Genomic DNA, 20,751 nt, shown 5'->3' on the forward strand with positions numbered 1-20,751 from the left:
TGGAATTTTCATCCAGCAGACTGCTTACATGATCGTAAAATATTCGGCGATGCCGGCGTAAAGCGCTTCCGCGATCTTTTGCTGGCCGTTCCGGCTGATCAACAGGGCGCGGTCTCCCGCATTGCTCAAAAAGCCCATTTCGACGATGACGGCCGGCGGTTCAACATGCTTCAGCAGAAAAAACGGCTTGCCCAGCTCGGGGGTCGAAGCCCTTTCCAGGTTGTAAAACCGCTCCAAGGCATTTTGAATGGAGGCGGCCAGCAGCGCGCTGCGCCCTTCGTTCTGGTGCAGGACAAGCGGTCCATGTTTCGATTTGTTGCGGCCCCAGTTCACGTGCAGGCTGACGACGATGGAAGCGGGGAGCTGCGCGCTGAGTTCCTTGCGTTGGGCGAGATCCCTCATATGACGGGAACTGCTGCGTGACCAGCGGTTATCGTCGCTTAGCGCGTAGTCGCCTGTGCGGTTCAGAACCGCCCGGTATCCGTGGCTTCGCAGTACGATGTAAAGCCGGCGGCCGATCTCGAGGTTGATGTCTTTTTCCATAATATCTTCGAAAGAGGTTCCGCCGTCAATACCGCCGTGTCCGGCATCGATCAGAATGACCGGCTCCGGGAAAACGTGCCGTAAGTCTTTGTCTTCCGCAAAAGCGGGATTTCCGCATAAACCGAGGGTAAGGGAGACGACAAGCATAGCCGCCAGCGGATACCGCATCAGTATTTTCATGGTTCTCACCTTTCCAGGCTTTATTTTTTATAGATTGAGCTTCCCGCGTCCAAATCATGCATGAACGGCCCGGCAGCGGCGGGTTTAGAGAACGGTTCGCCGGAGCAAACTAATGATAAGGCGAGCAATTGACGGAAAGGAGATAATTAGCATGGCAAAAGGCGATGAACTGGTGAAATACATTACCGAAAAAGTCGTCGATTTCGTGGAGACCCCCCGGGAAGTCCGGCGGGAGCGTTCCAAGCCGAAGGAACCGTGGACACACCGCTGGTTCGGGATGATTCCGTTTTCGGTCTCTTTATGGGCGGAGCAGCTTCCGGTCAAACGGAAAAAGGAAAGGGAGCATTCCCGTTCCAGCGAGGGGTAAATTGAAAAACTTGAAGGAATTCGATAAACGTAAAAAAGGGTGTCCGTTCGGCCGTTTGAGGTAACCGGCTTCATAAAGTTCCGCTATTTTACCGCAGGAGGGGAGAATTTCGCAGGCTTATTACTCTCGTATGGACATTAAAGAACCGCCGAAAGGAATTTTTTCGGCGGTTCTGTTCATTTAACCGGGATAAGCGATAAATTTGCCCGGCTTTGACTCGAGCAGAGCATCCAGGGCGATAAGCCGGATCGAAGGGCCTTTGCCGGTTAGGACATATACGGAACCGTTCAGGGACGTTTCGCCGGCCGCGGCATCGATGCCGGAGGAGGCGCTGTCCTGCCACGTCTGGTACCCATATATCGGCATAGGAAGCGAATAAGTGCGTTCCGGGCCCGATGCGGCGAAGATCAGCTGCTTGCTGGATTGAAGCTTGCGGATGAACGTTTCCTGCTTGACCGAGAGCGGACTGTCCGCCATCCACAGCAAATTGTCGTAAGGGTTAAAGGCATTGGCGGTAAAAACGATCCGGCCGGGCGCCAGTTTCGTCTCGCCGCTGCCTGCCGCATGCTGGGGCGCTTTGTAAAGGGCGGCTTGCCTTTCCCAGGTTTCAGCCGTTTCGGGCAGCCATTCCCCGTCCGCGGCATGAATGAAACGCGGTGATTCGCCGTCCGGCAAGCGGACCATCCATTCGGCCAGGGCGGGACCGGCATACAACGGGGTAACGCGGATTTGGCTTAGCTGCTCTGCAGGCAACTCTGCAGCCAGCTCGCTATTTTTTAGGGCAGCCTTCAGCAAGGAAGGGGCAAAAACGGTATTTGCACCGAGTCCGTATTCGACCAGCTTGTATTCGCCATCGGACGTGGCGGAAATGATCAGATAGCCGTTCGAGCGCGAATCACCGCCGGATTCGCCGGGGATAACGGTGACCAGCCAGCTGTGCGTTCCCGGGCCAAGCGGCTCGATCACGGTATTTGCGCCGCGCCAGGCGCTGAAAGGTTCGGTTTGCGCCAGCTTCCGTACGGCTTCCGCGGCAAAAAGGCGGAGCTGCTCGGGAGCATTGTCGGCCGTTTGAAGGCCAGCGGTCCATTCGGAAGCTGCGCCCGGGCCGGAAGCGGCATAACTAACGGCTTCTCCCGGCAGCGTGAGTCCGCCGGCGCAAGCCAGTCCGATGCTGCATAACATTTTCATCGTAATCGATAGGTTTCGGGGGATCTTTCCAAACATCGTTCGCCCTCCTAATTAATGGGATGGGGGAGTCAGCTTTGCGATTGCTTGTCCATTGTACCGGAGCCGGGGCAAAAAGGTTGTTGCAACCTGTCGCGCTTTGGGCATTTGTTCAGCTTCTATTTTTGCGGTCTTTTAGCGAGATCGGTCTATTTCTGGTCACCGCGGCGAACGCAGGTGAAAGATGCCGCAGCCCAAGGCGGATACGACAATTCTCGGCTCGTATTGCCAGCGGATTTCTTCCCGCCTCGCCTCGTATTGATTTCGCGCAGCCTGCTGCCGTTCCTCATCCGGTTCTTTGAGCAGATCCTTATAGTATGCTTCGATAATCTCCAGCTCGTCCCGCAGGCGTTCTTTGGCCTGGATCGACCAGTCGTTGTCGTAAGCGCCGAGGAGTTCGGACAGCCTTGCTTCCAGCGCGGCCCGGCCCGCATCCAAAGTGAGTTTCGTCGGCTCGATATGGACGTTTTCGGGAAGGCGCGGAGCGAGCGTGACGCCGGATAACTTCTTCTCAAAAGCTTCGTCAATTTTTCCGCTCAGCAGCGAGACTCCAAAGAAATGGAGCTCCTCCCGCTTCATGTCACAGCAGAACTCGACTTTATAGCAGACGCCAAGCCAGGGCTCGTAGGCGGCCGGCAGCAGGGCCGTACGCTGGCGGGGGCCTGGCTCCTCGAACAGATAGACGAAGCGGCCGCCGCGTTTGGCCGCTTCGAAGATTTGCTTAAGCCGCGAACTGCCGAAGGTCAGCTCCTCGCGCTGTATGCGGCCCGGCCCCAGGACCGGCAGCGGGCGCAGGGGGCCGAAATAGCGGCCGAGGAGGGTATCCTCCGGCGGCTGGCCGGGCTGGCCCGTTTGGCCCGGTTGCTGCGGTCCGGCGCCGGCAGCGCCGCCGGGTCCTGGGGCGTTTGCCGGAGCTGCGCCGGCGCCGCCAAGCCCGGGCGCAGGCCCTGCGGGTGCCGGACCGCTGCCGCTAAATCCGCCCGTAGCGCCCTTGCCGGCATTCGGCGCGGCCGCTTTCCCGGCTTCAGCCTCCCGGTGCCGCTCGGGGTCGAAGATGAACGAAAACGACATCGTCTCCGGCTCGGCTCCGGTGCGTTCGATGAACCCCCAATAATACGGGCGGTTCGTCAAATCGCGGTCGGCCCGGGGCGACAGCTTTACGGTGGCATGATAGGGTGATTTTTCTAAAAATTGGCATTCAGTCGCTTCAAGATATGTCATTACAAGCTTGCGGATTTGCTCGTTCGTCATCGTCATGCGGGTCAACCTCCCAACAGCTGCTGCAGATCGCCGCCTTCGTTTTCGCCGGCTTCTACGTCCAGCTCCGATTTAATCGAATGAAACGTGCGGCCCAGCGAATCGACGCGGCTGGCGATTTCCTCGTCGCTTTTGGATTCGAGCACGATTTTATAGATGCTTTTTTCCAAGGAATGCTCCTTCTCAAACTGCTCCAAAATCACGTCAAGATCTCCGATGACCATCTCAAACATGTTGATTTTTTCATGCAGCAGGTTCACGATATGCTCTTCAATCGTTCCTTTGGTGGACAGGTTGTAAATTTTGACGTCATTTTGCTGCCCCAGCCGGTGTACCCGGCCGATCCGTTGCTCCACCCGCATCGGATTCCACGGCAAGTCGAAGTTGATCATGTGATGGCAGAACTGCAGGTTGATGCCTTCGCCGCCGGCTTCGGTGGCGATCATCACCTGGGCGCGGTCGCGGAACAGGTCCATCATCCAGTCCTTTTTGCCGCGGTTCATGCCGCCGCGATAGGGGACGGCCGTCATGTTGCGGTCGCGGAAATAGTTCAGCAGATATTCCTGGGTCGCGCGGTATTCGGTAAAAACGATCACCTTGTCGTTCATTTCCCGAATCAGCTCCATCGTTTTCTCGGCTTTGCTGTTCGCTTTGATCTGCCGGATCAGGTCGACGATTTCCCAGATTTTATCGCGCAAAGGGGAATCGGGAGCGAGCTTCTTCGATAGGTTGACCAGCGTGACGAAGACGGCATCGCGGCTGCTGCATACTTCGCGCTGGAGCGTCACGAGCGAGAGCATGCTGTTCAGGTCGCCGCCCGCCGCCTGATACTGGTCTTTGACGAAGGAAGTGACCCCGTTGTACAGGTTTTTCTCTTCCGGAGAAAGCTCGACGTCGATGTTCCGGACGATCCGCTTGGTGAATTCCAGTTCACCGTCGGCGCGGCGGTTGCGGATCATCACTTTGGAGAGCTCGCCTCTCAGCTGATCCTCGTTTTTCGGCAGGCGTTTGTCCACGACGAAATTGGCCGCGAATTCGCTTTGCCCGCCGAGCTGACCGGGTTTGAGCAGCGTGATCAGGTTGAACAGCTCGTCAAGGTCGTTTTGCACCGGCGTCGCCGTCAGCAGGAGGCAATATTTTTTGCGCAGCTGCAGCATAAATTGATAGTTTGTCGTCTTTTTGTTTTTCAGCTTGTGCGCTTCGTCGACGATCAGCATGTCGTACTCATTGCTCAGCAGGATCGATTTATGCGGATCGCGTTTCGCCGTATCCATCGAAGCCACAACGACGGCGTTGTCCCAGGAGTGCTCTTTTTTCTGGGCAACGGCGGGGATGCCGAATTTCTGGTTAAGCTCGCGCACCCACTGCAGCACGAGGGAGGCGGGCACCAGGATCAGCACTTTGCGGACGAGTCCGCGGATGATGTACTCTTTTAAAATCAAACCGGCTTCAATCGTCTTGCCTAGGCCGACCTCATCGGCCAGGATGGCGCGCCCGCGCATTTCGAACAGCACCTTGCGGGCGGTTTCGGTTTGGTGGGGCAGCGGCGTTACCTGCTGCAGATGCTTCAGGCACTGCATTTCCTCAAAACTCGTAACCAAAGAAGCGGTTTCCGCCTCAAGGGCGAGGTTGAACAGCTTCCAATCGTCCCAGGGGCCGCCTTTTTCCTGCCGGGCCGCAAGCTCGCCAAACCAGCTCCGGTCGAATTCGACCGGGACCTCGGCGTGCGGGGCCGGATCCTTGGTGAAGCTTGGGGATTCGCCGGGGGGATGAGCAAACATGATGATAAAACCTCCCTTTTCGTGCTTGTGCATCTGACTTGGTTTTTCGCCTCGGGAAGAGGGTGAAGCGGCGAACTGCTTTTTTGTTAAAAAGACAGCAAAAGAAGACTCAGCCCGGTAATTGGCACTTGACCGCAAAGTAAGTTGGCCAATCCGATCGTATGGAGGTAACGGTTCAACGACCCGTTCTCCAGTCATTCGCTAACGGTTGTAATCGCGCCTATTTAGCCGCAAAGACGGGGATTCAATTTCTAACGGTTATAAACGCGCTTATTTGGGTGAAAAAGGCTTGAATCCGTAAGAATATGGCAAAATAAGCTCAGCTGCAACCGTTAAATTGGGTTTCCCCTGCATTTTATCGAATTAGCGGCGCTCACAACCGTTAGATTGACGGCCTCGCTTAAAGGAGCTGCGTCTTCCTGATGTCAAGCGCCGTATCTGGCTTTTAGCCCAAAGTAATCGGATTTTTTCCCGGCAGATGTATGTGTAGTATGGACGAAAAAGAGGCGGTTCATAACTTTGACGGAAGTTTGCGGTACGGCGGGGGCTCCATTTCATATACACCGCCGAAAAATAGAGAGATTCAAAGCAATTTCCTGATCGGGCGAGCGGAGTGGATTTTTACGGCCGAATTTTCACAGCTGCCTGCCGTGACTTCGATATATTGTATAGTATAATGGAGTAAGCACACAATATGTTGTGATTCGTACATATAGTAGAATGATCCGGTTTCCAGAATCGTCTACTAGTTTTGTTTTCGAAAACCATTCATGGAAGCAACCAAAACTAAGCGAATGCTTTCGTAGCTAGTTTTGTTTTCGAAAACCATTCACGAAGCAATTGCTCAAACAAAACTTTTAGGAGGGTGTTTTCTTTGAAAACCGTGCGGAAACAGCGCCTTGAGGGGCTAAGCGAAAAGATCTTTTTGGACCGGTACGCGTGGAAAAATCCTGATCCTAGCCATGCCAAAGTTGGAGATGTCGTCCTCGTATTGACCAAAGACGATCCGAAGTTTCCGACAAAGGAAGTCGGGGAAATCGTGGCCCGCGAAGGAAGCACGGTTACGGTCAAAACCCGCCGTGGCGAGCTGATGGAAACCGGCGTGGAGAAGTTGACCTTGAACATCGAGAAAACTCCTGAAGAAATGTGGGACCGTCTCGCGGAGGCGATGGCTTCCGTGGAGAAGACGCCGGAGCTGCAAAAGGACTGGGAGGAGAAGTTCCGCTACATTCTGGACGACTGGAAACTGGTGCCGGGCGGGCGGATTGCCGCAGGTGCCGGGGCCAGCGACGAATTGACCTTGTTCAACTGCTACGTCATCCCTTCGCCCAAAGACAGCCGCGGCGGTATTATGGAGACTTTGACGGAAATGACCGAAATTATGGCGCGCGGAGGCGGCGTCGGTATCAACCTCAGCTCGCTGCGCCCGCGCCGCGCGGTGGTCAAAGGCGTTAACGGCTCCTCAAGCGGCGCCGTCTCCTGGGGCGGGCTGTTCAGCTACACAACCGGCTTGATCGAGCAAGGCGGATGCTTTGGTCCCCATGAACGGATTGCAACGAATTATGGTCTGATCCCCGCAAGCGAACTGGCCGATCGGCTGGATCGCGGCGAGACGCTGTACGCCTTAACCCACCGGGGGCCGCGCCGCATCACGTACTCTTTTCGCAACGGGGTAAAGCCTTTATTTCGGGTTGCGACCGAGCGCGGGTTTACGGTAGAGGTGACTAAGGAACATAAGATGGGGGTCATTCGGGACGGTTCCATCGTTACGATTCCATTGCGGGATCTGGATGTAAATGACGAAACTTTAATCCTGCTTGCGGAAGGTATGGGGGAGATTCCTTATGTGGAACTGCCGGCCAAGCCATACAAACGCTCCGAAATGAGTACGACGCTGAACGAAGCGGTGGAACTGCCCAAGCTACTCGACGAGCGGCTCGCTTATTTGCTCGGTTACTTTTATGGAGACGGATATGTACACTGGGGACGCAAAAACAACTGGGAAGCTCCGAAGGCGATCAAAATGGCGACGGCGGACGACCATCCGGAAATTCGCGAACGTTTAGTCGAAATATTGCGGGACCTGTTCGGCATCGAGCCGGTTGTGGAGGATGGCGACGGTGCATGCAAAAATGTTGCCTTTTACTCCCGTCTGGCGGTCGATTGGCTGGAACAAAACCGGATGCTGAAAGCCCGAAGCGAAGAGATGAGGGTGCCTGAGCCGATTTTTCGTTCCCGTGCGAGCGTTATGGGCGCATTTGTCGCCGGTTATTTTGACGCGGACGGCTGCGATCGCGGTGCCAAGGGGGACTATGGAATCGATAGCGTCAGCCTCGGAATGCTTCGCGATGTGCAGCAATTGCTTGCTGCCAACGGCATTATGTCCCATATCGGGTCCACCGATCGAAGCCGGCAAGGATGGCGGACCATCCACCGGCTCGTCGTGACCGGCGCCGAATTCAAAGACAAGATGAGCCGCTTCATCGGGCATTATCAGGGAATCTGGGATTCGACGAAGCCGCGTATTTCCTTCCGGGCTTTGACCCGGGGGAAAGATCGTCTGCAAGCAGACGGTCAGGTAGCGTTGGCGGAACGGGTCGAGCAATTGCTTACAGCGGTGCCTGATCGAATTGTGTCGATTGAGCCGATCGGGCTGAGCGAAGTGTTTGATTTTGAGGTGGAGGACGTCCACATGCTCTGCGGCAACGGATTTTATACGTCCAATAGCCGCCGCGGAGCTCTCATGCTCATGATCAACGACTGGCATCCGGACCTGCTCGACTTCATCACGGTTAAGCAGACGATGGGGCAGGTGACGAATGCGAACTTGTCGGTTTGCGTCAGCAACGGTTTTATGAAGGCCGTAAAGGAAGATCTGGACTGGGAGCTGGTGTTCCCGGATACGACTTACGAAGACTATACCGAAGTGTGGGACGGCGATCTGGAAAAATGGAAAGCGGCTGGCCGGGGCGTGGTTCATTACCGCACGGTGAAAGCCCGCGAGATATGGCATACGATCATCGAATCGGCCTGGAAATCCGCCGAGCCGGGCGTCGTGTTTATGGAATATTACAATCAAATGTCTAATAGCTGGTATTTTAACCGAATTATATGTACTAATCCGTGCGGAGAACAGGGCTTGCCGGGCTGGGGCGTGTGCAACCTGTCGGCGATTAACCTGTCCAAGTTCTACGATGAAGAGAAACACGATGTGGCTTGGGAGGAACTGGCGGTCACGACGCGTTATTCGGTGCGTTTTTTGGACAACGTCATCGACAAAACGCCTTATCATTTCGAGGAAAACGAGCAAAACCAGAAAAAAGAACGCCGCGTCGGCCTCGGCTCGATGGGGCTGGCGGAACTTATGATCAAGCTGAACATCCGCTACGGCAGCCCGGAATCGTTGGAATTTCTCGATAAGCTGTATGGATTTATCGCCAGGGAAGCTTATCTGGCTTCCGCCGATATCGCCGCGGAAAAAGGTTCGTTCCCGGCGTTCGAAGCGGATAAATATTTGCAAAGCGGGTTTATGAAAGGGATGACGGAGGTTTACCCGGAAGTGGGCGGGGCGGTTCGCGAAAAAGGCATCCGTAACGTCACGCTCATCACCCAGGCGCCGACCGGCAGCACGGGGACGATGGTGGGCACTTCCACCGGCATCGAGCCTTATTTCGCCTTCAAATATTACCGGCAAAGCCGGCTTGGCTTCGACGAGCAGTTTGTGCCGATCGCTCAGGAGTGGATGGACGCGCATCCGGGCGAAGAGTTGCCGGATTATTTCGTGACGGCGATGAACTTGTCGGCCGAGGATCATATCCGCGTGCAGGCCGCGATTCAGCGTTGGGTCGACAGCTCGATCTCCAAAACGGCGAACTGCCCGGCCGATTTTACGGTCGAAGAGACGAAACGGCTGTATGAGCTGGCGTTCGATCTCGGCTGCAAAGGCGTGACGATTTATCGGGATGGAAGCCGGGACGTACAGGTGCTGCAAACCGAGAAAAAGGAAGACAAAGCCGGCGCCAAAGCTTCGGAAGCCGAAACGGCAATCCAGGAAGGAGCGGCTTCCGCCGCCGCGCAAATGACGGTGGCCGGACCGAGCGAGAGTCTTGCCGCGGTACAAACCGCAGCTGGACCGACGACCGCATCCGAAGGCAAGTACAAAAGACGCCCGCAGGTGCTGCACGGGGCGACTTACAAAATGAACACCCCGTTCGGAATGGCCTATATCACGATCAATGACCTGAACGGCACTCCGGGGGAAATTTTCCTCAATGTAGGCAAAGCCGGATCCGACGTGTTCGCGATGGCGGAAGCTTTGGGCCGCGTGTGCTCCTTGTTCCTGCGGTACGGCGATCACGGCGAGAAGGTGGAACTGCTGATCAAGCATCTGAAGGGCATCGGCGGCACCGGAGCCATCGGCTTCGGCCCGAACCGGGTTGAGTCGATCGCCGATGCGGTGGCGAAGGCTTTGGAAATCCACGTGCAAAACGGCCCGTACGGCGATCACGACCCGGCGCCGGTCGCGGCAACGGTTGTGCCTCGTGAGGAACACAACCACGGGACAACGGCTGAAGCGCAGGACGGCGAAACACACGCTCACGGCAGCACAGCGTTCGCTTCACGCGACCTGTGCCCGTCCTGTGGCTCGGCTTCACTAATCAACAGCGAGGGCTGCAAAACCTGCGCCAACTGCGGGTATAGCAAGTGCTCGTAAGAGAGCGGAATTGAACAATCTTGTCAGTTATTATAAAAGCCTGGAGCGGCGTTATGCCGGCTACAGGCTTTACTAATTTTGAGGACGTTGTCAATGATCTTCCGCCAATTCTTTAAGTGCAGGGTAGTCGTGGATCGCGATTCCGCCAAACCCGTTATGGTCCGCATAAAATTCCGTTACGGTATTTAATTGCTGATTCATATAATCCAGGCCTTTGTTGTAGTACGTAATTTCGCTGGGAATGGTGCCGCCGTTCGGTGAATTGGTCTCTGCGCCGATGTAAATCTTCTTGCCTAATTTTGCCGCATAATCGGTTTCCAGCAGTGTCGCGCGAATTTGTTTGTCGGCCGTGTCGCGATACGCCATGATGGATACGGTGTCCACAATGTCTAATACAAAATAACTTAGCGGTTTTTTCTGCCCGCCGGTTTCTACGATGACCGGGTTTTGCCCGGATGCATACCACCACGGAATCGCTGCATTGAACTCCAACTGATCATCACTTGAGGCAATTTCATTTGCGATTTTCTTCAGGACCTGGATATATTGATAGCAGACGGAGCCTCTTTTGGTTAAATATTCGGGCAGGGTGTGTGGTTCAATGTCAAATTGGATTCCGTCAAAATTATTGTCCGGGTGGGACGTATTAAAGGAGAGCACTTGGCGGAGTTCCTGAAGCGCTTCGCGATGATGGGTTTCCAGCGCCCAGTTGGCTCTGCCGACAAGAGCAAACACGCGTATTCCGTCCTCATGCGCTCTGCGGATCAGTTCCTCATAAGTTGCGGGCTGATCCTCCAATGTCTTTCTTGTCCCAATGAACAATAAGTTGATGTCATGCTCTTTTAAAAACTGCAGCAACTGTGTAATCTTGTTTGAATCGGAAGCCGCTTCATAAAAATCCCAAACCCATAGTGCTTTCGTTTCTCCGTTATTTGCATGAGCCGGGGAAGGGGCAATGTTCACCAACGCCAAACAAACCGCCAAAACTAAAATTGCCATTTTTCTCACTCGGTTCTCTACTCCATTCTCTTTAAGATTAAGTAGGGTTTATTTACCAATAATCAGATTAACATAAAAACGGAAATTGTCGAATGATCTGTTTGGCCTATTGTATCCTGAATTTTTTCCCCAATCTTGTGGAAACGCTTCTACATTAGTCCCGGCGGCAATGGCTTTTACCACCACCTGATGCGCAAATTTTGCTATACTGGAACAAAAAAGATTAGGGTGGTTGGAAAGTGAACGTTTCTATATATGATGTTGCTAAATTAGCCGGAGTGTCCATATCTACCGTATCCAGGGTAATCAATAAAAGCGGTTATGTCAGCAGTAAAACGGAAGCCAAAGTTAATAAAGCGATGGAAACGCTTCAATTTGTGCCGAGCATCACCGCTCAAAATTTGGCCAAACATCAGACCATGCTGATCGGTTTGTATTTCAACCAATTATTAAATTCGTTGAACGGATATATGAGCACTTATGTAACGGAGTTTATTCGAGGGGTTAACAAAGTGATTATGGAGAAAGGGTACCACTTGCTCCTGATCAATGAGCTCAACGAAGATAAGGCCCTCTTATCCGGCGCTTCTCTGCCGCAATACACCACCTTTTTGAAGCAAAAAAGGATAGACGGGTTGTTGTTCGGAAACGCCCCTTTGAAAAATTCGTCGTTTTTCGAACTGGTCAAAAACGAAGCTCCGATGGTTTATATTGGGGAAAAATTGGTATCTGACCGCGGGTTGAATGTCTACGCACAGTTCAAACGGAACGTTTTGGATTCGCTCGATTATTTATTTGAACGAAACCATCGAGATATCGCCATATTAAGCTTGGCTGAGACGGAAGTTTCCTCCATCGTCACGGAGTATAAAGAAATGCGGCGGGACGAACGTTTAAAGATAGACATTCGCATAACCGACCGTGACCTGGACCCTTACATGGAGGTACTTTCCGATCTATTTTCTAAGGAGACGAGCCCAACCGCTTTAGTGATTATGGATTTCGGCAAAGTGCAGCCCACCATCAATTATTTGAACAACAAAGGTATGCGTGTTCCCGAGGACGTTTCCATCATGACGCAAGAGCATCATTTTGAGGACGGGGAGCAGTGTTTTCCGGCGGTGACCAGTGTTTATGTGCCGATTTACCAAATGGCCGTGGAAGCGGCGCAGCTATTGCTGGAATACTTGGAGGGCAAAGAAGAGTATAATAAGCAAATTTTAGTGTCCCCGCAGCTTATTGAACGCCAGTCGGTTGCGTTTCGAAGCGTTGGGAAGTGAAAAACGAAGGGAATGGTCTACAATAAGATAGATTTAGCGGAAGGAAAGGGCCGATTCAGATGAAGGAGAAACTTCAGCATATCTATTCGAAAATCCGGTTTAAAAAGATTCGTAACCGCTTTCTTGCTGCAATGATCGTATTGTCGATTCCGCCGCTATTTCTGTTAGGCTATCTTTCCTTCAACATTGCGAAGGATACGCTGCTGGAAACGAATAAAAAAACGGACCAGGTCCATCTCCAGTCATCCAGCGAGGCGGCAGACCTCATCTTCCGCAACATCGTCAATTTGAACCGCTCCGTTATTTTGAACGATGAAGTCCGCGACCAATTGCGGGCTAGTCAAAATCCCGATGAGGCGAGTGCCGGTGCTAGACATGAGAAGATTTTAAGCCAGCTCCAAAAGATGGTGAACAATCTGTTTATCAATTCCCGGTACGTCGATTCGATTTGTCTGGTTGATCTGCAATTTAAGGCGCATTGTTTAGGACGTTCCGATAATTTAGGGGTTTATGAGGGAGAGGGTCAGGAAGAGAAGATCAAGTTGTCGCCATGGTATCGCAAGGCCGTTGAATCCCAAGGTCAAGTCGAGTTTTTTCCCGATAACGTATTGGGGGACACGTCTTATACTTTCTCCACGGTCAAACTGTTCCGGGATTCCGAAAATATCAGCGGCGAACCGATCGGCATTCTCATCATCAATATTTCCAAATCGATTTTTGATTCTATTTTTACGGAGACGGACAAAACGGACGGGGAATACATCGTATTAACTTCAGCCTTAAAAACCATGGAGGTTATTTACCCGCGAAATTCCTACATCGAACTAAACGGCCTTGCCGGGGAAAAAAACGAGCTTTATCCGCGGCTTGAAAAACAAGGTTACATGGTCGTGGATTTCAAGAACGAAACGACGGGCTGGACTTTTGTCCATATCATTAAATTGAGCGAGTTGTTGAAGCAGTCCCGGCAAATCGGAACGGTCACGACGATTATTTCTTCAATGATCGCGCTTGTTGCTTTGATGCTGTCCTATTTTATCTCCGGCAGCATAACGCGCCCGCTGCTCCAGTTAAAGAAAATGATGTTGGACTGGACCAAAGGGAAACGGGATTTTGGTGAAACTTTTGAGCATGATGAAATAGGGGCCATAGGGCAAACGTTTAAAAAGATGGCTTCCGAAAATGAAGAGCTTAGCGAACGGCTCGTTCACACCGAGCTTAAGGAACGGGAAGCCGAATTGCGAGCATTGCAGGCGCAGATTAAGCCGCATTTTTTGTACAATACGCTGGATTCGATATATTGGATGGCCACGATTCAGAACAATAAAGAAGTCGCCCAGATGGCGTTTTCCTTATCCGAAAGCTTTAAGCTGAGCTTGAATAAAGGCAAAGAAACGATTCCGGTCTATAAAGAACTTCAGCACATCGATCATTATATGACCATCCAAAATTTAAGATATAATCATCGTTTTAAATACATTGAAAACATTTCCGGTCAGATCAAGAGCATGGAAATTTTGAAACTGCTGCTGCAACCGTTGGTTGAAAATGCCATTTACCATGGACTGGAACCGAAAGTAGGCGAGGGGACCGTGTCGCTCAAAGGGGCCGTGGAAGGCGGGTTTCTCATCTTTGTGATCGAAGATGACGGAGTCGGGATCGAGGATATGGAGCAAACGGAACAAGGCTACGGACTGCGCAATGTTAGGGAACGAATGAAGATGTTCTATGGTGAAGCGAGCGAATTGATCATCGATAGCGAGCCGGGTTTGGGCACGCGGATTGAACTGAGAATTCAACTGGACGGCAATGAGGTGAGGCTCGATGTATAAGGTTGTGATTTTTGATGACGAATATATTGTGCTTCAGGGGCTGCGGCACCTGATCGATTGGAACGGCTTCGGGCTTGAGTTGGCCGGAACGGCCTCGGACGGTTTGTCCGCGCTGGAGATGGTGAGGAAACAAACTCCGGACATTGTGTTTACCGATATCCGTATGCCCGGCATGGACGGACTAAAGCTGATCGAAGAGATTATGGCGAAAGCGCCCGATACTTACTGTATCGTGTTTAGCGGTTTTAATGAATTTGAATATGTAAAGCGGGCGCTCAAGCTTGGGGTTATCGACTATTTGGAAAAACCGATCACCCTCGAAAGCATCCAGAGTTCCATCCAAAGAGTCTTGTCCCGGATCGAAGCGGATCTGGAAATGGAGATGTTGAGAAGACAGGTTGAGGAGAGCAAAATTGTCCCTGGAACCGGAGAGGGAGCCGAAACTGGGGACAACGTAAAGCTGGGGGCGATTGAAAGGGCGAGAGTCTATATAGAACAAAATGTATCCAGAGATCTATCCTTAAACGAAGTGGCGGAATATGTCGGTATGAACGCCGCTTATTTAAGCGCGGTATTTAAGGAAGCGATGGGGGAGAGCTATATCAAGTTTCTGACAAGGCTGCGCATGGAGTTGGCTAAAGAACTGCTGCTGAGAGGATATAAAGTTCATGAAGTAAGCGAGCGCGTCGGTTATCACACGTACCGGCATTTCTCGGAAATTTTCAAGAAGCACACAGGCCTGACTCCCGGTCAATTCAAAGAGGAACAAGAGGCGAGAAGCAATCTTTAATAGGCTCCATCCAAAAAAAACGGACAGAAATCTATAAAAAGAAGCAGTACCTGGTGCGATAAGCCGAATTTATAATAAAGCCAACAGAGAACCCGGGCTCTGTACACAAAACTAAAATGGTTCAGGGGGATAAGCCCAATGGGGAAGTCGAGAAAAATCGTTGCCACAGTGCTCTGTGCCGTAATTATGGCTATATTGATGGCCGCATGCGGAAATAAACAGAATGAAACAAACCATTCTGCTTCCGGGAATAGCGGTTCCAACGCCTCACAAGAAAATGTAACGATCTCGCTGCTGACGGATAATACGCAAGAACAAGTAAGCGCTGCCAAATCGGTGATCGCAGCGTTCCAGGCAAAATATCCTTACATCACGGTCGAACACGAGACACGTCCCGGCGGTTCCGAAGGCGACAACTTGGTGAAAACGCGCATCGCCACCGGAGACTTAAATGATGTCTTTTTCTACAATTCCGGTTCCTTGCTGCAATCTCTCGCTCCTGAAAAGAACTTTGTGGATTTGACGAACGAACCTTTCATGGCCAAAGTGATGGAGTCCTACAAGCCAACGGTAACGGTCAATGGAAAGATTTACGGCGTGCCGGCGGGCTCCACCATGGCGGGCGGTTGGTTCTATAACAAAAAGATATATGCCGATCTCGGTCTGTCCGTTCCGAAAACTTGGTCAGAACTTATGGCGAACAATGAGAAAATCAAGGAAGCGGGCATTACTCCGGTGATCGGATCGTATAAAGACAGCTGGACGGCCCAACTGATCGTGCTCGCCGATTATTACAACGTCCAAAAGCAAGATCCGGCGTTTGCCGAGAATTATACAGCCAATAAGGCTAAATTCGCGGATACTCCCGCCGCTTTGCGAAGCTTTGAGAAATTGTATGAAGTGAACGAAAAAGGCTTTATGAACAAAGATTTTCAGGCAACCACTTATGACGCGGGGCTGAAAATGCTGGCCGAAGGAAAAGGAGCGCATTATCCAATGCTGTCCTTCGCGGTTCCGGCTTTGGAGCAAAACTTCCCGGACAAAATGGGCGACATCGGATTTTTTGCCCAGCCGGGAGATTCCGCGGATTCGAACGGTTTGACGATCTGGCTGCCGGCCGGGGCCTATGCCTACAAAAACAGCAAACACGTCAATGAGGCTAAGCTGTTCCTGGAATTCCTTACGACACCGGAAGGGATTTCCGCTTGGATGAACGCCTCAAAACCTACCGGTCCATGGCCGGTTAATGGAATTGAAGTACCGGACAATGTTGCGCAAGTCGTCAAGGATATGCTGCCTTATTTTGAATCAGAGGAAACGACAGCACCCGCGCTGGAATTTGTCAGCCCGCTCAAAGGCCCGAATCTGCCGCAAATTACGGCTGAAGTCGGCTCCGGCATCACGAGTGCCGCACAGGGCGCGGAAAACTATGACAAGGATGTCAAAAAACAAGCGCAGCAGCTTGGATTAGAAGGCTGGTAAAGCAAAATGAAGTTATGGAAACGCACCTATTCCTATACCTTTTTGCTGCCTGCGGCCATCGTATACACCATTATTTTTCTTATACCGACCGCGCTTTCGTTTTTCTTTAGTCTGACACGCTGGACGTTATCGGATTGGGAGTTTATCGGACTCGAAAATTTCGTTACTTTTTTTCAAGAATCGTCTTTAAGCATCGGCTTCAAAAATACGTTGATTTACGCGCTCGTCACTTGTGTTGCCAAAGTGGTTTTGGGCCTGCTTCTTGGAACGTTTCTGACGTCGAAAATAAAGACCAAAAGCTATTTGCAATCTGTGTTGTTTTTTCCGACACTGGTCAGTACGATTGCTGTCGGCGTGGCTTTCAGCACGATGATGCACCCGACCCAGGGCGTGATTAATCAAGCCTTGCAAGCGATCGGCATCACCGGACCGGACTGGCTCGGAAATACGAAGATCGCGCTCTTGTCGGTCGCGTTCGTCGACATTTGGAAAGGAGTAGGTTTTGCCACGGTCATTTTTGTCGCCGGCATTTTGTCGATCCCGGAGGAGTATTATGAGGCGCTGCAGATCGATGGCGGTAACGCCTGGAACAAATTCTGGAACATTATTGTTCCGCTCAGCCGGCCGGCCATGAACTCGGTGATCATTCTTTCGTTCATCGGCGGATTGCGTTCCTTTGATCTCATCTGGGCGATGACCAAGGGTGGGCCCGGTTTTACGACGGACGTGATCGCCTCCATCATCTACAAACAATATCAGGGTGGATTCTACGGCCTGGCCACCGCAGGAAATGTTATATTGTTCTTGTTCGTGTCTCTGCTCGCCTTCCCGCTCAGCATGTATCTTAACAAGAAGGAGGTAAACCTTTGAGTATGAGACGCAAAGCTGGACAATTCACGCTTGAGCTGCTGGCGGTTCTGGGCACGATCGTGTTGTTTTGGGTTCCGCTCTATTTTGTCATCGTCAACGCCATGAAGAACTCGCAGGAAGCCTCGCTGCTAAACTTGCAATGGCCTTCGCGGATTCATTTATGGGAGAACATCAAGGAAGTTGTTCAGGCCAGAGATTACATGCTGCTTCGGGCATTTTACAACAGTACGGTGATGACGGTGCTTTCCATCGCCATTTTAGTCATAATTTGTGCCATGGTAGGTTTTATTCTGCAGCGCCGTAATGACAAAGCGAGTCCTTACATCAATTTCCTTGTGCTTTCGGGGCTGATTATTCCTCCGGCAATCGTTCCGACGATTTGGGTATTGGACCTGGTCGGGTTGTTTAAAACGATGGCCGGTATCGTAGCGGTTGAGGTTGCGCTTGGTTTACCGTTCTGCGTCATCTTGTACAGAGGATTTATCGCCGGCATCCCCCGGGAAATCGACGAGGCGGCCGTCATTGACGGCTGCGGCAAATACCGGCTATTTTTCCAAATGATCCTGCCGCTGCTCAAACCGGTATCCGCCACGATCATCATTACACAGTCTGTGTTTATTTTTAACGATTTTACAAATCCCTTGTACTTCTTTCCCGGATCGGACAACGCTACCGTTCAGTTGACATTGTACAACTTTACGAGCCAGTTTGTGTCCCAATGGAATCTGTTGTTTGCAGACATTTTAATCATCACGGTTCCGCTGCTGCTGCTGTTCGTTATATTCAACAAACAGATTGTCTCAGGCATGGTCGCTGGTTCAGTGAAAGGCTGATCTATAAGTTAGTAAGGAGTTGAAAGAAAGTGGCGATACGTCAAGCGTGGGTTGAGAAGGCGCAAACTCTTGTTCCAGGGCTGTTTGAAACAAGAGTTTATCCGCAAGAACTTATTGAAGTGTACCCGGATGAAGCGGCGTTCCAAGGCTGGGGCAAGAAATCTTTAGATCCATATGAGCGCGTTTTGCATAAACCGTTTGATAGAGGCGAGAGCTTTATCCTCGATTTCGGAGATCATCAGGTAGGCTATGTGACTTTCAAAATAAAAGCGACAGGCAGCCCGCAAGACGCGCCGCTCCGGCTGAAATTGATCTTCGGTGAAATGCCGTGCGAGGTTGCGGAAAACTTCGATGATTACAACGGCTGGATCAGCCGGTCCTGGCTGCAGGACGAGGTGATCAATATTGACGTGCTGCCTTGTGAACTGAAGCTTCCGAGACGTTATGCGTTCCGGTATTTGAAAGTCATCGTTCAGGAGACTTCGCCAAAGTTTAAGGCCGCGTTTGCGGAGATTTATTGTACAAGTGTAAGCTCGGCTGATTCTTCTAAAATTAGCTCCCTGCCTGAGCATTTGCCGGAAGACCTGGTCACCATGGATCGCATCGCTATCAAAACGCTGCAGGATTGCATGCAGACCGTATTCGAGGACGGCCCGAAGCGGGACCGGCGGCTGTGGATCGGCGATCTGAGGCTGCAGGCGCTGGCCAACTATGTTTCTTTCGGCAATTTTGATCTGGTTAAAAGATGCCTGTATCTGTTTGCCGGTATGACGCTGGACAAAGGGGAAGTGGGCGCCTGCCTGTTTGAAAACCCGGAGCCGCATGTCGACGATACGTTGTTGTTTGATTATTCGTTGTTTTTTGTCGCAACTCTGCATGACTATTATATGGCATCGGGGGACAAGGAGCTGTTGCAGGAGCTATGGCCGGTTGCCCGGGAACAGCTTGATCTGGCGTGGCTTAGGGTCGGAGACGATGATCTTGTCACGGATGACCCGTCCTGGTGGTGTTTTGTGGATTGGCATCCGGAGCTGAACAAACAGGCCTCAGCGCAAGCCATATTTATTTATTGCCTCAAACGGGCGATGGTGCTGGCACGGGAGCTTGGCCGCAATAACGAATCGGAGCTCATGGAAGCGAGAATTCATTTGCTGAGCAAGGCGGCCATAACGAAATTATACGATCCGGATCAAGGATTCTTCACCAGCGGTGCGGACCGTCAAATCTCATGGGCCTCGCAAATTTGGATGGTGCTGGCTGAGATCCTGGAGCTAAAAGACAATGAGGCGCTCATAAACCGGCTGTTTGAGCGACCGCCGGCGATCGGCCCCAATACGCCTTACATGTACCATCATTTAATTGAAGCATTGCTTATTACAGGAAACAAGGATAAAGCGCTGGAGCAAATGCAGGCTTATTGGGGTGAAATGGTGAAGGATGGTGCCGATACATTCTGGGAGGTTTACAACCCGCAGGAGAAAAGACTATCCCCATACGGAAGCAATCTCATCAACAGTTATTGCCATGCATGGAGCTGTACACCCACTTATTTTATCCGCAAATATTTTGCTTGAGTGCATGGAAGAAGCTCAGACAACAAACGCCCCGGCCAAAGATAGGAGCTATCTAAGGCTGGGGCTTTTCGTGATCACCGGAACCGTTTGTATGTTGGAGATCGTCAGGTAAGGATTCGCGAATTTTGTTGAAGTATTGAGTAGATACATCTAGTCAAGAGAACATAAATTTATTTTTGACAATACAAATAACTTTTAATATGATCAAAGAAAAATTCAACTTGTTGAGGTAGTGGCTAATGATCAGTTACAAACCATTTCAAAAATTATTAATAGATAGGGATATCAAGAAACAGGAATTACTAAAATTAACAGGAATATCATCAGCAACCATGGCAAAATTGAAGACAAACGAATATGTTTCGCTAGAAGTAATATATTGATGCACCGGGTGACAACATAAAGGAAAAAAAGGGCGCTATTTCAGCGATATCCCCCATGTTGCATGCAATAGAGGAATTTTATGGCGCTATTTTCACGATTTAGTGGCGAAAGACCGCCTTTCGACGTGTTTATCGACAAATAAGACCCAAAAGTTCCCCTATGGTGATGAATAAGCTCACATTCGGAAAATAAGACCCTAAAGTTCCTTTATTTTATGGGGACGATACTGAGCACAAGACTAATATAGAATAATGTGATCCATTCCCCTGTCTGCAGATAAGGCATATTATTTCCGGCAACCAATACGAGACAGGAGGAGGGCAATCGTTGAGAAGAATGGCGGCTTTTTTTCTCTCAGTATTAGTGGTGATTATTGGAATCTTATTTTTGCTGGAGAAAACGAAATACACTTCAATGCAAACGGAAATTTTAGATGAAGTAAGCAAAGATGACACAGTGAAAATTTCTATGGAGAGATATTCAGACCATGCAAGAATATCCATTAAAGATAAAGAGGTGGTTGAAAAGATTTTTGCCGATTTATCAAGTATTGAATTAAAAAAGGTGAAAGACTCTTCTTCAGTCTTACAACTTCCGGAAAAGTGAAAATGCGGGGACGTTATACGTACGTATTTAGTGAG

Annotated in this window: 15 protein-coding genes and 1 pseudogene; 11 read left to right on the top strand and 5 right to left on the bottom strand. The window is 51.1% G+C overall.

Features of this window, described 5'->3' with window-relative positions:
* Positions 1 to 24 precede the first annotated feature (24 nt).
* Positions 25 to 723 (bottom strand): N-acetylmuramoyl-L-alanine amidase family protein, encoded by a 699-nt coding sequence (locus EHV15_RS21265; RefSeq protein WP_128632974.1) that lies wholly within the window; start codon positions 721 to 723, stop codon positions 25 to 27.
* A gap of 151 nt (positions 724 to 874) precedes the next feature.
* Between EHV15_RS21265 and EHV15_RS21270 the strand changes: the two genes are divergently transcribed.
* A complete protein-coding gene (locus tag EHV15_RS21270; RefSeq protein ID WP_128632975.1) occupies positions 875 to 1,090 on the top strand; it encodes a YqzE family protein in 216 nt (71 codons plus the stop codon).
* A gap of 180 nt (positions 1,091 to 1,270) precedes the next feature.
* Here EHV15_RS21270 and EHV15_RS21275 read toward each other — a convergent pair whose 3' ends face one another.
* The 3 genes from EHV15_RS21275 to EHV15_RS21285 all read right to left on the bottom strand — a co-directional run bounded on the left by EHV15_RS21275 (position 1,271) and on the right by EHV15_RS21285 (position 5,352).
* Positions 1,271 to 2,314 (bottom strand): hypothetical protein, encoded by a 1,044-nt coding sequence (locus tag EHV15_RS21275; RefSeq protein WP_128632976.1) that lies wholly within the window; start codon positions 2,312 to 2,314, stop codon positions 1,271 to 1,273.
* A gap of 159 nt (positions 2,315 to 2,473) precedes the next feature.
* Positions 2,474 to 3,571, bottom strand: coding sequence for a YqhG family protein (locus tag EHV15_RS21280; RefSeq protein WP_128632977.1), 1,098 nt, complete (start codon positions 3,569 to 3,571; stop codon positions 2,474 to 2,476).
* A gap of 5 nt (positions 3,572 to 3,576) precedes the next feature.
* Entirely contained in the window at positions 3,577 to 5,352 is a 1,776-nt protein-coding gene (locus EHV15_RS21285; RefSeq protein ID WP_128632978.1) for a DEAD/DEAH box helicase, read from the bottom strand.
* Between the two features lie 874 nt (positions 5,353 to 6,226).
* Here EHV15_RS21285 and EHV15_RS37510 point away from each other — a divergent pair.
* Positions 6,227 to 10,066 (top strand): adenosylcobalamin-dependent ribonucleoside-diphosphate reductase, encoded by a 3,840-nt coding sequence (locus EHV15_RS37510; protein ID WP_246061721.1) that lies wholly within the window; start codon positions 6,227 to 6,229, stop codon positions 10,064 to 10,066.
* A gap of 90 nt (positions 10,067 to 10,156) precedes the next feature.
* Here the strand turns inward: EHV15_RS37510 and EHV15_RS21300 are convergent, their stop codons facing one another.
* Positions 10,157 to 11,074, bottom strand: a complete 918-nt coding sequence (locus EHV15_RS21300) for a TraB/GumN family protein (RefSeq protein ID WP_128632979.1) — start codon at positions 11,072 to 11,074, stop codon at positions 10,157 to 10,159.
* Positions 11,075 to 11,304: 230 nt separating this feature from the next.
* Between EHV15_RS21300 and EHV15_RS21305 the strand changes: the two genes are divergently transcribed.
* The 9 genes and pseudogenes from EHV15_RS21305 (at position 11,305) to EHV15_RS21345 (ending at position 20,716) form a co-directional block, all read left to right on the top strand.
* Positions 11,305 to 12,345 carry a LacI family DNA-binding transcriptional regulator gene (locus tag EHV15_RS21305; RefSeq protein WP_128632980.1) on the top strand — a complete coding sequence of 347 codons (1,041 nt, stop codon included), beginning with the start codon at positions 11,305 to 11,307 and terminating at the stop codon, positions 12,343 to 12,345.
* 59 nt (positions 12,346 to 12,404) lie between these two features.
* Positions 12,405 to 14,177, top strand: coding sequence for a sensor histidine kinase (locus EHV15_RS21310; RefSeq protein WP_128632981.1), 1,773 nt, complete (start codon positions 12,405 to 12,407; stop codon positions 14,175 to 14,177).
* Positions 14,170 to 14,967: a response regulator transcription factor gene (locus tag EHV15_RS21315; RefSeq protein ID WP_128632982.1), complete on the top strand. Its 798-nt coding sequence runs from the start codon at positions 14,170 to 14,172 to the stop codon at positions 14,965 to 14,967. The genes EHV15_RS21310 and EHV15_RS21315 overlap by 8 nt, the downstream gene beginning before the upstream one ends.
* A 138-nt stretch (positions 14,968 to 15,105) precedes the next feature.
* Positions 15,106 to 16,449 (top strand): ABC transporter substrate-binding protein, encoded by a 1,344-nt coding sequence (locus tag EHV15_RS21320; RefSeq protein WP_128632983.1) that lies wholly within the window; start codon positions 15,106 to 15,108, stop codon positions 16,447 to 16,449.
* A gap of 6 nt (positions 16,450 to 16,455) precedes the next feature.
* Positions 16,456 to 17,319 carry a carbohydrate ABC transporter permease gene (locus EHV15_RS21325; RefSeq protein ID WP_128632984.1) on the top strand — a complete coding sequence of 288 codons (864 nt, stop codon included), beginning with the start codon at positions 16,456 to 16,458 and terminating at the stop codon, positions 17,317 to 17,319.
* A 2-nt stretch (positions 17,320 to 17,321) separates the two neighbouring features.
* A complete protein-coding gene (locus tag EHV15_RS21330) occupies positions 17,322 to 18,152 on the top strand; it encodes a carbohydrate ABC transporter permease (RefSeq protein WP_128635461.1) in 831 nt (276 codons plus the stop codon).
* A gap of 29 nt (positions 18,153 to 18,181) precedes the next feature.
* A complete protein-coding gene (locus tag EHV15_RS21335; RefSeq protein WP_128632985.1) occupies positions 18,182 to 19,726 on the top strand; it encodes an alpha-L-rhamnosidase-related protein in 1,545 nt (514 codons plus the stop codon).
* A gap of 239 nt (positions 19,727 to 19,965) precedes the next feature.
* Positions 19,966 to 20,103 (top strand): annotated as a pseudogene (locus tag EHV15_RS21340) (helix-turn-helix domain-containing protein); the annotation flags it as partial.
* A 334-nt stretch (positions 20,104 to 20,437) separates the two neighbouring features.
* A complete protein-coding gene (locus EHV15_RS21345) occupies positions 20,438 to 20,716 on the top strand; it encodes a hypothetical protein (protein WP_128632987.1) in 279 nt (92 codons plus the stop codon).
* Positions 20,717 to 20,751: the final 35 nt, after the last annotated feature.

Source organism: Paenibacillus oralis (assembly GCF_003863965.1).
Classification (GTDB): Bacteria; Bacillota; Bacilli; order Paenibacillales; family Paenibacillaceae; genus Fontibacillus; species Fontibacillus oralis.